We start from the raw sequence: 11,757 nt of genomic DNA on the forward strand, positions 1-11,757 counted from the left end.
ATCCCTTTATTGGTTGATCGACGGTATGCACGTGCACAAATAACATAATGAGACACGGTAAAAAATTCAATCACTTAGGAAGAACCGCTTCGCACCGTAAGGCAATGCTATCTAACATGGCTTCGTCTTTAATTCTACACAAGCGCCTTTCTACAACATTAGCAAAAGCTAAAGCGCTTCGTAAGTATGTAGAGCCTCTTCTTACAAAGTCTAAGAGCGACACTACACATTCAAGAAGAACTGTTTTTGCTTACCTTCAGAACAAAGAGTCTGTAAAGGAACTTTTTGATGAAGTATCTGTTAAAATTGCTAACAGACCAGGTGGTTATACTCGTATAATCAAAACAGGATACAGATTGGGTGACAACGCAGAAATGTGTGTTATTGAACTTGTAGACTACAACGAGGACATGTTAACTACAACTGCTGCTGATGCATCAGGTGCTAAGAAAACACGTCGTCGTGGTGGTAAGAAGAAATCAGAAGGAACTGCTGCTGCTGAAGCAACTGCTACTGCTGAGACTACTGAAGCCCCTGTTGAGTCTAACGATTCTAACGAAGAGACAAAAAATGCTGAATAAGCTCTGTCTTTAAATATTTTAAAGGGACATGACGTAAGTCGTGTCCCTTTTTTTATGTTTGTAATAAATCTTTATCATGAAAAAACATACATCCTCTGAAGCAATTCTTCTTCTGGAAGACGGTACAGTTTTTAAAGGCAAAAGCTTGGGTCGTATAGGTACCTCAGGCGGCGAGCTTTGCTTTAACACAGGTATGACTGGCTACCAGGAAATTTTCACGGACCCTTCATATTATGGCCAAATGGTAGTTACCACTGTTTCTCATGTTGGTAATTATGGTGTACAACACCAAGAAGTTGAATCGGGCAAAGTACAGATAAGCGGTTTGGTGTGTAAAGAGTTCTCTCACTTCTTTTCACGAAATACTGCCGAAGGTTCCTTACAAGATTATTTCGATAAGGCGGGTGTTGTGGGCATCTGTGAGATTGATACCCGTGCGCTGGTACGCCATATCCGTGATAAAGGTGCCATGAATGCTATTGTGTCTTCTGAAATTACCGACCTTGATGAGTTGAAGAAGTTGTTGTCACAAGTTCCTGACATGGATGGGTTGGAGTTATCATCTCACGTGAGTACAACCGAGGTTTATGACATGAAGCCGGAGGAGGCAAAGTATAGGGTTGCTGTTCTTGACCTTGGGGTTAAGCGTAATAGCTTAAACAACTTTAACCAACGTGGTTGCGAGGTAAAAGTATTCCCGTACAACACGCCATTTGAGGAAATGGAGAAATGGAATCCTGACGGATATTTCATTTCTAATGGACCTGGCGACCCTGCTGCAACCAATGACGCAGTGAATAGTGTGAAGCAGATCTTAGAAGTGGAGAAGCCAATGTTCGGCATTTGTATGGGCCACCAGATTTTGGCACAGGCAAACGGTATCTCGACATACAAAATGCACAATGGGCATAGAGGCTTAAATCACCCTGTGAAAAACCTTGTTACCGGCAAAAGCGAGATTACAAGCCAAAACCATGGATTTGTGGTTGATGCCGAGCAGCTGAAGAACCACCCTGATGTTGAAATTACCCATATCAACCTGAATGATAACACTGTTGAAGGCATGCGCATGAAGAATAAGCCTGCTTTCTCGGTGCAGTATCACCCGGAGTCTTCACCGGGGCCACACGATTCTACGTATCTGTTTGATGAATTCGTGGCCCTTCTTGAAAAGAGCAAAAACAAAGTATAACTATAGTTAAAAAAGAAAAATCAATGAGCTTAATCACTGACATTAAGGCCAGACAGATTTTCGATTCTCGAGGCAATCCTACAGTAGAAGTTGATGTAACCACTGAGAGTGGTATAATGGGCCGTGCCGCTGTGCCATCCGGAGCATCTACCGGCGTACACGAGGCAGTAGAGCTACGCGATAACGATAAGAGCCAGTACATGGGCAAAGGTGTACAGCAGGCTGTTAAAAATGTAAACGAGAAAATTGCAGAGGAGCTTGTTGGCTTCCCTGTATTTGACCAGAACCTGCTTGACAAGATCATGATCGAGCTGGATGGTACTCCTAATAAGGGTAACCTTGGCGCGAATGCCATACTTGGTGTATCGCTGGCGGCTGCCCGCGCTGCTGCGCACGAGCTTAACATGCCGCTTTACCGATATGTTGGCGGTGTTAACGCTAATACACTTCCTGTGCCAATGATGAACATCCTGAACGGTGGTAGCCACGCGGATAATGCTATCGACTTCCAGGAGTTCATGATCATGCCTGTTGGTGCCCCTTCTTTCTCTGAGGCGCTGCGCATGGGTTCTGAGGTGTTCCATCACCTGAAAAATGTACTTAAGAAGAAAGGCCTTTCTACAAACGTAGGCGATGAAGGTGGTTTTGCGCCAAATATCGCTTCTAACGTAGAGGCTATCGAGGTTGTACTGCAGGCAATTGAAACGGCTGGTTATAAGCCAGGCGACGACTTTATGATCGCGATGGATGCAGCTAGCTCTGAGTTCTTTGATGCATCCACAGGCCATTACCACTTCAAGAAGTCTACCGGCGACAAGCTGACGTCTTCGGAAATGGTAAGCTACTGGAAAGAGTGGGTTGATAAATACCCGATCATCTCTATTGAAGATGGTATGGCTGAAGACGACTGGAAGGGCTGGAAAGAACTGACAGACGTAGTTGGTAAGAAGTGCCAGCTGGTAGGCGACGACTTGTTTGTAACAAACGTAGAGCGCCTGCAGCGTGGTATTGATGAAGGCATTGCTAACTCAATCCTGATCAAGGTGAACCAAATCGGTACCCTTACGGAGACTATCAACGCGATCAACCTTGGCGGCCGCAACGGCTACAAGAGCGTCATGAGCCACCGTTCAGGCGAGACAGAGGATAACACCATCGCTGACCTGGCTGTGGCCCTGAACACTGGCCAGATCAAGACTGGTTCGGCTTCGCGCTCAGATCGTATGGCAAAGTATAACCAACTGCTTCGCATTGAGGAGGAGCTTGGCGAAATTGCATACTACCCTGGCAAGAAGTTCTAAAATACCATTTCTTGAAAAATTATTCTGTAAGGCTGTGGGTTATAAAACTCACAGCCTTATTTTTGTAGAACTACTTTAGCGCACATTTATGTTACAACGCATCCCCAAAATATTCAGAAATTTCTATCTCATTACTACCTGCCTGTTTATAGTATGGATGCTGTTCTTTGATTCGAACGATTTTGTAACTCAGTTTCAGATGCGGCGCCAGCTAAGCGACCTGGAGCGCGATAAAGAGCATTACCTCGAAAAAATGGCTGAGGTAGAAAAAGATCGCAAAGAGCTGATGGGAAACCCAGAACTACTCGAGAAATTTGCCCGTGAAAAATACCTGATGAAGCGCCCCAACGAGGATGTCTTTATCATTGTGCCCAAAGAAGATTAGGATCATACTTAGTTAAATGTATGACGCCATGTAAGTGCTGACTTAATAAGGAGCAGGCACAGCAAGTATAATCCATCACCCTCAGAAACAAATCCCTCCCCAAATAATTTGTAACTTTGCCCCACAGCGTTGCTGCCAAAAGGCGGCGGCCTCACGTAAATAAAGATACTATGGCAAAAGTTGCAATAAACCTTTCCACTGGAGCGCTTCAGCAAGAAGAAGTAATTGTAGGTATAGATCTGGGTACCACCAACAGCTTGGTAGCCTACATCCATCCTGAAGATAAAAAACCGATCGCTATAAATGACCAGGGTCGCGGTACCATCGTGCCTTCCGTGGTGCATTTTACACAGCAAGGCGATACAATTGTTGGCACAGAGGCGAAAGATTATCTGCTATCAGACCCTGCTAATACCATATATTCCGTTAAGCGCCTACTAGGCAAATCATACCGAGACCTGGGCGAGCACAAAGATTATTTCGGCTACAAGATCATCGATGATGACTCAGAAGGTCTGGTGAAGATCCGGGTGCAGGATAAGTTTTACTCCCCGATAGAGCTGTCAGCCGAGATTCTGAAAGAGCTGCGCGAGCGGGCTGAACATGCCCTGAAAACGCCTGTGAACCGCGCCGTAATTACGGTGCCGGCCTACTTCAACGACTCGCAGCGGCAAGCCACCCGCGATGCAGGCAAGCTGGCCGGTTTGGAGGTGCTGCGCATCGTGAACGAGCCTACAGCAGCAGCGCTGGCTTATGGCATCGGCATAGACCCGAACGAGGAGAAAACAGTAGCGGTATATGACTTAGGTGGAGGTACGTTTGATATTTCCATACTTAGCATCCATCAGGGCATTTTTGAGGTGCTGTCAACCAACGGTGATACATACCTGGGCGGGGACGATTTTGACCGCGCCATCATTAACCACTGGATTCAGAACAACGAGCTGATTGCCGACACGGTAAACCAGGACAAGCACCTGTCGCAGGAGTTGCGCCTGAAAGCCGAGGAGGCTAAGCGCACCTTGAGTGTGCAGGAAGTATACACCAGCACTATCGACGGCAGGATTGATTGCCACCTGGAGCGCCATACGTTTGAAACACTGATTGCGCCGATCGTGGCACGAACCATTGAAAGCTGCAGACAAGCCATGGGCGATGCCAAGCTAGAAGCCGCACAGATCGACGCTGTGATCATGGTAGGCGGCTCCACACGTGTGCCGATGGTATACGAGGCTGTATCGGAATTTTTCGGCAAGCCAGCCAACAACAACCTGAACCCCGACGAAGTGGTAGCCTTGGGCGCAGCCATTCAGGCCGATATTCTGGCCGGAAACCGCAAGGATATACTTCTACTGGATGTAACCCCGCTAACGCTGGGCATTGAAACGATGGGCGGATTGATGGATTCGATCATCCCCAGAAACTCGAAGATACCAACCAAAGCAGGCCGCCAGTATACAACCTCTGTGGATGGACAGGTAAATATGAAGATCTCAGTGTACCAGGGGGAGCGCGATTTAGTGAAGGAAAACCGCAAGCTAGCCGAGTTCGATCTGAAAGGTATACCATCCATGCCAGCCGGCTTCCCGAAGGTAGACGTGAACTTTATACTTAACGCCGACGGCATCCTGAAAGTAGAGGCCATAGAGCTGCGCTCGGGAGTGAAGCAGGAAGTTGAAGTGAAGCCGCAGTATGGCCTAACGGATGAGCAGGTAGAGCAAATGCTGATGGACTCGATTACACACGCCAAAGACGATGTGTCGGCACGTATGGTGATTGAGGCACGCACCACCGCTGAGCAAATGCTGTATCAGGTGGAGCGCTTCCTGGAGAAAAACGGGCAGCACCTGACGGAAGAAGAACGACAGTTAACGCGGGAAAACCTGCAGAAGCTGCGCGATGTGTTGGCGGCCAATGGAGATAAGGATGCGATTTTTGTAGCCATCGACAGACTGGAGGAGCAAACCAGCCCCTTTGCCGAGCGCGTAATGCAAATATCCATTAAGCAGGCAATGGCCGGCAAGAAGATAGAGTAAAAATATGCCTAGCAACAGGTTACAGAGTATAAAAAAAAGCGCTGGCCCAAAAGAGTCAGCGCTTTTTTTATACTTTATAGCCCGCCTAGCGACTGATCGCCTGTAACACAAACTGCAGCAGGTTGAAGTTAAAGTATAGCAGCGTAATTGCTACGATGGTGCCAACCATAACATTGGCGTAAGGCGCATCCTGCTCACGCACCTTGCGCACGCCCCAGTAGATGTAGCTAACCAAAGCCACAAGCGCATATGCCAGCAAAAGTATAGGTAGTGCTACTAAAACCTCTACCGACGCAAAACGCCAGAAGTAGTTTAACCCGAGCCAGAACAGGTTAAGCGCCCAGGCTATCACAAGCATAAGTATACTCCGGTTACCTGAGCTAAGCCCTATCCCTCTAAAAAACTTAGCTGCTGCCGTATCCGCTGCCATACGTATGCTTTAAAACTTGATTCCAAATTTATGGCCCAGCGCTTCCAGGTCGCGCTCGACGGGGGCAAGCAGCGGAATGCCTTTCTGGAGGCGCTTCTGCGTTATTTCGCGCTCCGGATCACCGGGAATTAGCACGGCTTTCTCGCCCTTTTTAACGCTGGCGTTCCTGAAAGTAGCTATCCAGTTATCCATGTGATATTTAAACTCATCAGCAGGGCGGAAAGCGTCGATGCGCATGGCACCCAAAAAGTGACCAATTCCCTCGCCCGGCAGGTTCTCAGCCACTGGCAAAAAGCTTACGAAAGGCGGCACCCACGGGCCATAGTTTGCCCCGGAGAGTACGGCAGAAAGTATATCCACCACGGCGGCCAGGGCATAACCTTTATGGCTACCGTGTTTGCGATCCGAGCCGAGCGGCAACAGGGCGCCGCCATCCTTCAACTCATTAGCGTTGGTAGAGCGCTGGCCCTCTTTGGTCTGGATCCAGCCGGAAGGCGCCTTCTTCTCTTGCCGCTGAAGTATCTCTAGTTTACCGTTGGCAGCCGCTGCAGTGGCAAGGTCGGCTACGAAAGGCGGTTGGTTTTGCGTAGGCACCGCCACGGCAATCGGGTTGGTGCCCAGCATGCGGTCCACGGAAAAAGTGGGGGCTACCAGCGGCGAGGCATTCGTCATGGCAATCCCGATCATGTCATCGGCTAAAGCCTCCATGGCATGGTAACCGGCAATACCAAAGTGGTTAGAGTTCTTTACCGATACCCAACCCGTACCAACCTGTATTGCTTTTTGGCGGGCAATGGCCATAGCGCGCGGGGCAACCACCAAGCCCAAACCTGCATCTCCGTCTACAGTGGCGGTGCTCGGCGTTTCATGCACAATGCGGATGTTTGGTTTTGGGTTGATGCGGCCAGCTTCCCAGAGGCGCACATAACCGCTCAAACGAGCTACGCCATGCGAGTCTACGCCGCGCAGGTCGGCAGCGAGTAAAACTTCTGAAGCCAGCTGTGCATCCTCTGGCGGGCAACCCATGTGCAGGAATACCTCCTGCGTAAAGTCGAAAAGTTGTCTGTATGGGTACATACTGATGTGTCTTCTGTTAAAGCGGCAAATTAAGAAATTATCAACCCAAAGCCTGCATTTATACTTTGCTACCTGAAACAGAACGCGCTTAGGGGTAAATTATGCAGTCTCATTACTTTAATATTTATCTTTTTCTATACTTTAGAGCGAAATGCCTGAGTTTGGTATACCCTTTGCCTTAGCCTCAGAAAGTTAAGCCCCTGTACCATGAAAAAAGCTATACTTCTTTTTGCCATCGTTTTCGCCGCACTTTCCGCCGAGGCCCAGACCAAGATACTTTTCGAGGAGAAAACACCGGAAGCATACCTGCTGAAGTATGGCAGCGGCGCAAGTGGCAGCCAGGCCCAACTCAACCTGATGATACAGCTGCTCGAGCAACACCAGGTAACAACCAAAAGCGGCAGGCCACCACGCAAACCCGAGTTTACGCTGAAGTTTGTGCAGCACGCGCAAGTACTGGATGCCGGCGATATGCTAAAGCTACAGGTAAAGATCGGTAAGCCGGAGATTAGCGGAAGCACGCAGTACAAAGGCTTTGAGCTAGGCGAGGCCCTGCTGCCGGAAAAGTATAGCGCCCGCATAAAATTGCTGAATAGCCGGAATGAGGTGGTGCAGGCATACGACCGCGAGGTGAAACTGATAGCCAGCGAAACCGAATTACTGTTGGCGCAAGTGCCCGACACTGCTGCCAACCAGGTGTACAGGTTGGTGATAGAGCAGGAGCAGATCACCTATCTGCCACAGGACATCGCGCAGCTGAAAGAGCAACTCCGCGTAATTCAGGCATACTTTGCCGCAGATGCCCGTGTGCTGGATGCCTTACAGAAAATAGCATACATCCGCCCGGATGATATTGATCACCTTGTTGTGCAGGATAGAAAACTGCAGGAGCTGGAGCAGGAGTATATCCAGCTAAAAAAAGAGAACTATACAGAAAAGCTACACCTGAAACAGCAGGACCCGCAGCGCCTGGAGTATAAAATGAACCAGTTGCAACAGGTACTGAAAGAGCGCCGCCAAGCCATTAACTATACGCTGGCAACCATCCATGAGCATTTCTATAATCGTGGCGTGAGCCTGCTGAACAGCGGAAACGCATCTGCGGCGGAGGCATACTTTGCAAAATCCGTGGAGGCTAACCCTGCCTTTGCCCCGGCGCACGTGCAGTTGGCCCGCATCGATCTACGCAACGGTTACCTGCCGGAGGCTACCAACCGCACCCGCGATGTGTTAACCCGCATGCGCGTAGACCAGCAAACGGAGCAAATGGCATTGGGCGTAGCGCAAGATATCTATGCGGCGCACATTACCAAAGGAAATACTTATACCACCCGAGGCAATTATTTTGAGGCCCTGGATGCTTACGCCGATGCCCGTGATCTTTGCAGCACCCTGGGTGGGTTGCGTTGCAGCATGCAGGCACTAAACGATGGTGAGGCACGGGCTGCCGGTGGCGCTTACCGCCAGCTGGTAGAGAGCGGCAAGCGCTACCTGGGCCAGAACAACCTGCCAGAGGCGGAAAAGGTGGCGCAGGATGCCCTTCGGTTTCAGAAGGAGTATGATTATGTGCTCCATAACGCCATGGAGGCCGGCGACTTGCTGGGCCAGATCAAGTTTCAGTATTACCTGGCGTTTATAGATCAGGGCAAAGTATACTTAGGCAAACAAAACTATAAAGCGGCCTTAGCGGCTTTTGAGGATGCCTTGGAGCTGGAGAGAAACTATGCCTTCCGGCCGGTGCAGGAGCTGCAACTGCTCTCTAAAAAGGCGGCGAAGCCGGTGCTGCTTGCCATGTTGGGCGAGGGCTACGAGCAGGCTATGCAAAATCAACTGAGCCATGCACGACAAACTGCTTCTGAGGCCACGGCCATGCAGGAGCGCTTTGCCCTGGCACAGGACCAGGAAGTGCTGCAAAAGTATACTTTGCTGCGTGAGCGTATTTTTATGCAGGAATGTATAAACATGCAAGCTGCCTACGACAAGCATTTCCAGAACGCGAAAGCACTTGCCCTTGAGAAAAAGTATATCGCAGCAGACCAGGCTTATGAAGCAGCCATAAATGCAGCCAACAGTAAAGCAGAGTGCACCATTGCCACCTTTACCGCCGAGGATGGCAGAACCGCAATTGCGGCAGCTGCCAACTACCAACGCCAACTGGAGAACGCAGATAGGCTAATTGCTAGAAAGCAGTACAGAGAAGCGGCTAATGTATACGAAGAAGCCCGGAAGTACTATCTGGCGCAGCAGGTAAATAAGTATGGCCTGGACCATATCTCGCTGTTCAACTTTGCCAAAGATCACCGCAACAAGGATTTTACTGCCGAAGTGGTGGCCTACTACGCCAACATAGGAGAGGAGCAGGTAGCCATTCAGCTGCTTTCTGACCTGTTAGAAAAAGGCTACCGCCGGGGCAAGACCAAAAAAGTGCAGCAGCAACTTGGCCGCCAACTGGCCCTGAAAGATGTGCAGCAAGGGCAGCCTGCCGATGCCAAGGTACTGTCAGTGAAGTATAGCCAAAACAACCGCGACCTGAAAAAGCTGAAGAAAGCCTACGAAAAAGAGCGGAAGCAACTGGCAAAAAGATAACGCAAAAGCGCCCTGAGAGTCATACTTTCAGGGCGCTTTTGCTATGTTACAATCCAATAGTTTACTGCCCGGCCAGCATCTGGTGCAGCACGCCTTCCTTCAGCGCATACGCCGATACCCTTATTTCCTGCAGGCCATACTTCTGCAGCACAAAGTCAACGGCTATACTTGCCAGCACGATCATATCCACGCGCATTTCCAGCATGCCGGGTATAGCCAGTCGCTCGTCGTGGTTTTTAGTGAGCAGCTCGTTGTGCACTTCGTAGAAATCCGGCAGGCTCAGGACAGATGCCGGTGGCGTGGCTGTAGCGCGTGACATATCGCCTTTGCGTTGAGCATCTATATCGCAGAGCGTATCAAAGGTGCCTGAGGAGCCAACCAGGTTGGTTGGCTTATACATTGCCACGGCCTCTGAAAGCGGTTGCAGGCGCTCGTCTAGGTATGCTTTTTCGGCGGTTATACTTTCGGCAGGTATGGGGTCTTGTGTGAAGAACTTATCCATGAGGCGCTGCGCCCCCAGTTCAAAACTCTGCTTCCAGAAGATCTTGTGCTGGTTGCAAAGTATAAACTCCACGCTGCCGCCGCCAATATCCATGATCAAAGAGGAATCGGTGTTAAGCACGCCGGCTGCGCGCACGCCGTAGTAGATCAGCTCTGCCTCGCGGGCGCCGTCAATCACTTCCACCTCAATATTCGTCTGTTCAAAAACATCCTTCACAAAACGTTCGCCGTTGCTGGCGTTGCGCACCATACTTGTAGCCATGGCGCGTACGGTTTGGGCACCGAACTCGTCGATGGTTTTGCGGAAGTCGCGGAGCGTGCGCAGGGCGCGTTCGGAGGCCTCGGGGGCAATGGCACCGCTACTGATGCCGCCCTGGCCCAGTCGCACGGGCACTTTGGTTTTGTAAAGCTCTTTTAGTTGCCCTTGCTCCGTTACCTCTGTAACCAGCAGGTGAAACGTGTTGGTGCCCATATCAATTAATGCGAGGCGTTTTGTCATGGTTTTTTGGTGATGGTATTGAGGATGAATGTATGGAATGATTATTCTTTAGCAGAAATGCTGCGCTGCGGATCAGTTTTTATTTCGCTTAAAAATCAATTTACGCAGAACAAGGTACCCATTGCTAACTTTATGTTTCTTGATGAAGAACGGCAAACTAATGGCTACCAGCAGCGAAATACAAGCCGCGGTACCCAACCCTCCGCCATAGCCTGCAAAAAATGTACTCGTATTCAGGTAAATCAACGAAAAAATTAAGCCTGAGACCCCAACCAGCAGATAATTGGAAACAACGTTCGAGGAGACCATCCCAATAAACGAAGCGCCTATAAAAACCACCGGAATATTTTCTGTAAGCCGGGGTGAAAGCAGTTCCGGGAAGAAGTAAAAAAACAAGCCAACTAACAGCGAAAGAAGTGCCGATGCCCGAACCGGACCTTGCTTCAGGCGCACATTCATAAAATAGGTGCTGATAGCCGCAAAAACGCCCGTAATGATAAGTATTGCTGCAGTCATCTACTTTAAGAAAATAAAGATTAGCAAATAGGTAAGCGCTACCCCGCCAAAAGCAACAGTGCCCAGCTTGCCGCCAAACCCATGGAATATATTTTTAGAGAACACCAGCAACATACCGGCTACAAAGCTGGCGAAAAGGATGAACAGAAAATTACCCGCCACATTCTGGCTCGACATGCCCACGAAAGCACCGCAATACGCCGCCGCCGGAACCTCCTGCAGCAGCCTGCCTTTCTTGTTTAGCAACGGCACAAAGGAGGCCGCAGTGCCCACTGCCCCAGCCGCTATAACCGGCCCGAGCGCAGCATGCACGTTTAGGTAATGCGTTACGGTGGCGCCCAACATCACAAAGAGCACGGCAAAAAAGTCCTGTTTCAGGTGCTTGTTGTCGTGCATCGGTACTTTGGTGTAAGCGATGAACATAAGTATGGAGATGGAAACAACGAATACCAGGATCGGGATGATGTTGAATTTCTCCAGAAGTATGGCTAGCAAAAAAGACGCTTGGAGCAGGATTAAGAGCAGAAAGGGTATTTTCTTAAAATGTTTTTTCATGCAAGTATGCTGTAGTTTGATGCAAGCACCATACTATAGAGTCACTACGGGGTTTAAAGAATAGGGTAGCAGCGGATGGTAAAGCTGCTGCTTAGCAT

At 49.5% G+C, this 11,757-nt stretch carries 11 protein-coding genes; 6 read left to right on the forward strand and 5 right to left on the reverse strand.

All coding sequences use genetic code 11. From position 1 onward, the window contains the following. The first annotated feature begins 47 nt into the window (after nucleotides 1–47). The 5 genes from rplQ (at nucleotide 48) to hscA (ending at nucleotide 5,495) form a co-directional block, all read left to right on the forward strand. Nucleotides 48–581, forward strand: coding sequence for a 50S ribosomal protein L17 (gene rplQ / locus D1627_RS13240; RefSeq protein WP_119432734.1), 534 nt, complete (start codon nucleotides 48–50; stop codon nucleotides 579–581). 76 nt (nucleotides 582–657) lie between these two features. Next, complete coding sequence (gene carA / locus D1627_RS13245) at nucleotides 658–1,773, forward strand: glutamine-hydrolyzing carbamoyl-phosphate synthase small subunit (RefSeq protein WP_119432735.1); 1,116 nt, start codon at nucleotides 658–660, stop codon at nucleotides 1,771–1,773. Nucleotides 1,774–1,796: 23 nt separating this feature from the next. Then, the gene (gene eno, locus D1627_RS13250) at nucleotides 1,797–3,074 is read left to right on the forward strand and encodes a phosphopyruvate hydratase (RefSeq protein ID WP_119432736.1); all 1,278 of its coding nucleotides are present in this window, start codon (nucleotides 1,797–1,799) and stop codon (nucleotides 3,072–3,074) included. Nucleotides 3,075–3,162: 88 nt separating this feature from the next. Then, nucleotides 3,163–3,459, forward strand: coding sequence for an FtsB family cell division protein (locus D1627_RS13255; RefSeq protein ID WP_119432737.1), 297 nt, complete (start codon nucleotides 3,163–3,165; stop codon nucleotides 3,457–3,459). A gap of 170 nt (nucleotides 3,460–3,629) precedes the next feature. Next, on the forward strand, nucleotides 3,630–5,495 hold the full coding sequence (gene hscA / locus D1627_RS13260; RefSeq protein WP_119432738.1) for a Fe-S protein assembly chaperone HscA: 1,866 nt from the start codon (nucleotides 3,630–3,632) through the stop codon (nucleotides 5,493–5,495). Between the two features lie 85 nt (nucleotides 5,496–5,580). On the opposite strand, the gene D1627_RS13265 is transcribed toward hscA, so the two are convergent. Next, entirely contained in the window at nucleotides 5,581–5,925 is a 345-nt protein-coding gene (locus tag D1627_RS13265) for a hypothetical protein (RefSeq protein ID WP_119432739.1), read from the reverse strand. 9 nt (nucleotides 5,926–5,934) lie between these two features. Beyond that, on the reverse strand, nucleotides 5,935–7,002 hold the full coding sequence (locus D1627_RS13270; RefSeq protein ID WP_119432740.1) for an Ldh family oxidoreductase: 1,068 nt from the start codon (nucleotides 7,000–7,002) through the stop codon (nucleotides 5,935–5,937). A 207-nt stretch (nucleotides 7,003–7,209) separates the two neighbouring features. On the opposite strand from D1627_RS13270, the gene D1627_RS13275 reads away from it, so the two are divergent. Then, the gene (locus D1627_RS13275; RefSeq protein WP_119432741.1) at nucleotides 7,210–9,588 is read left to right on the forward strand and encodes a tetratricopeptide repeat protein; all 2,379 of its coding nucleotides are present in this window, start codon (nucleotides 7,210–7,212) and stop codon (nucleotides 9,586–9,588) included. Nucleotides 9,589–9,649: 61 nt separating this feature from the next. On the opposite strand, the gene D1627_RS13280 is transcribed toward D1627_RS13275, so the two are convergent. From D1627_RS13280 to D1627_RS13290, 3 genes are all read right to left on the reverse strand, one after another. Then, the gene (locus tag D1627_RS13280; RefSeq protein ID WP_119432742.1) at nucleotides 9,650–10,588 is read right to left on the reverse strand and encodes a Ppx/GppA phosphatase family protein; all 939 of its coding nucleotides are present in this window, start codon (nucleotides 10,586–10,588) and stop codon (nucleotides 9,650–9,652) included. A gap of 72 nt (nucleotides 10,589–10,660) precedes the next feature. After that, nucleotides 10,661–11,104 carry a hypothetical protein gene (locus D1627_RS13285; protein WP_119432743.1) on the reverse strand — a complete coding sequence of 148 codons (444 nt, stop codon included), beginning with the start codon at nucleotides 11,102–11,104 and terminating at the stop codon, nucleotides 10,661–10,663. After that, on the reverse strand, nucleotides 11,105–11,659 hold the full coding sequence (locus D1627_RS13290) for a hypothetical protein (RefSeq protein WP_119432744.1): 555 nt from the start codon (nucleotides 11,657–11,659) through the stop codon (nucleotides 11,105–11,107). Between the last annotated feature and the right edge of the window lie 98 nt (nucleotides 11,660–11,757).

The sequence above is a fragment of the Pontibacter oryzae genome (assembly GCF_003576375.1).
GTDB lineage: Bacteria > Bacteroidota > Bacteroidia > Cytophagales > Hymenobacteraceae > Pontibacter > Pontibacter oryzae.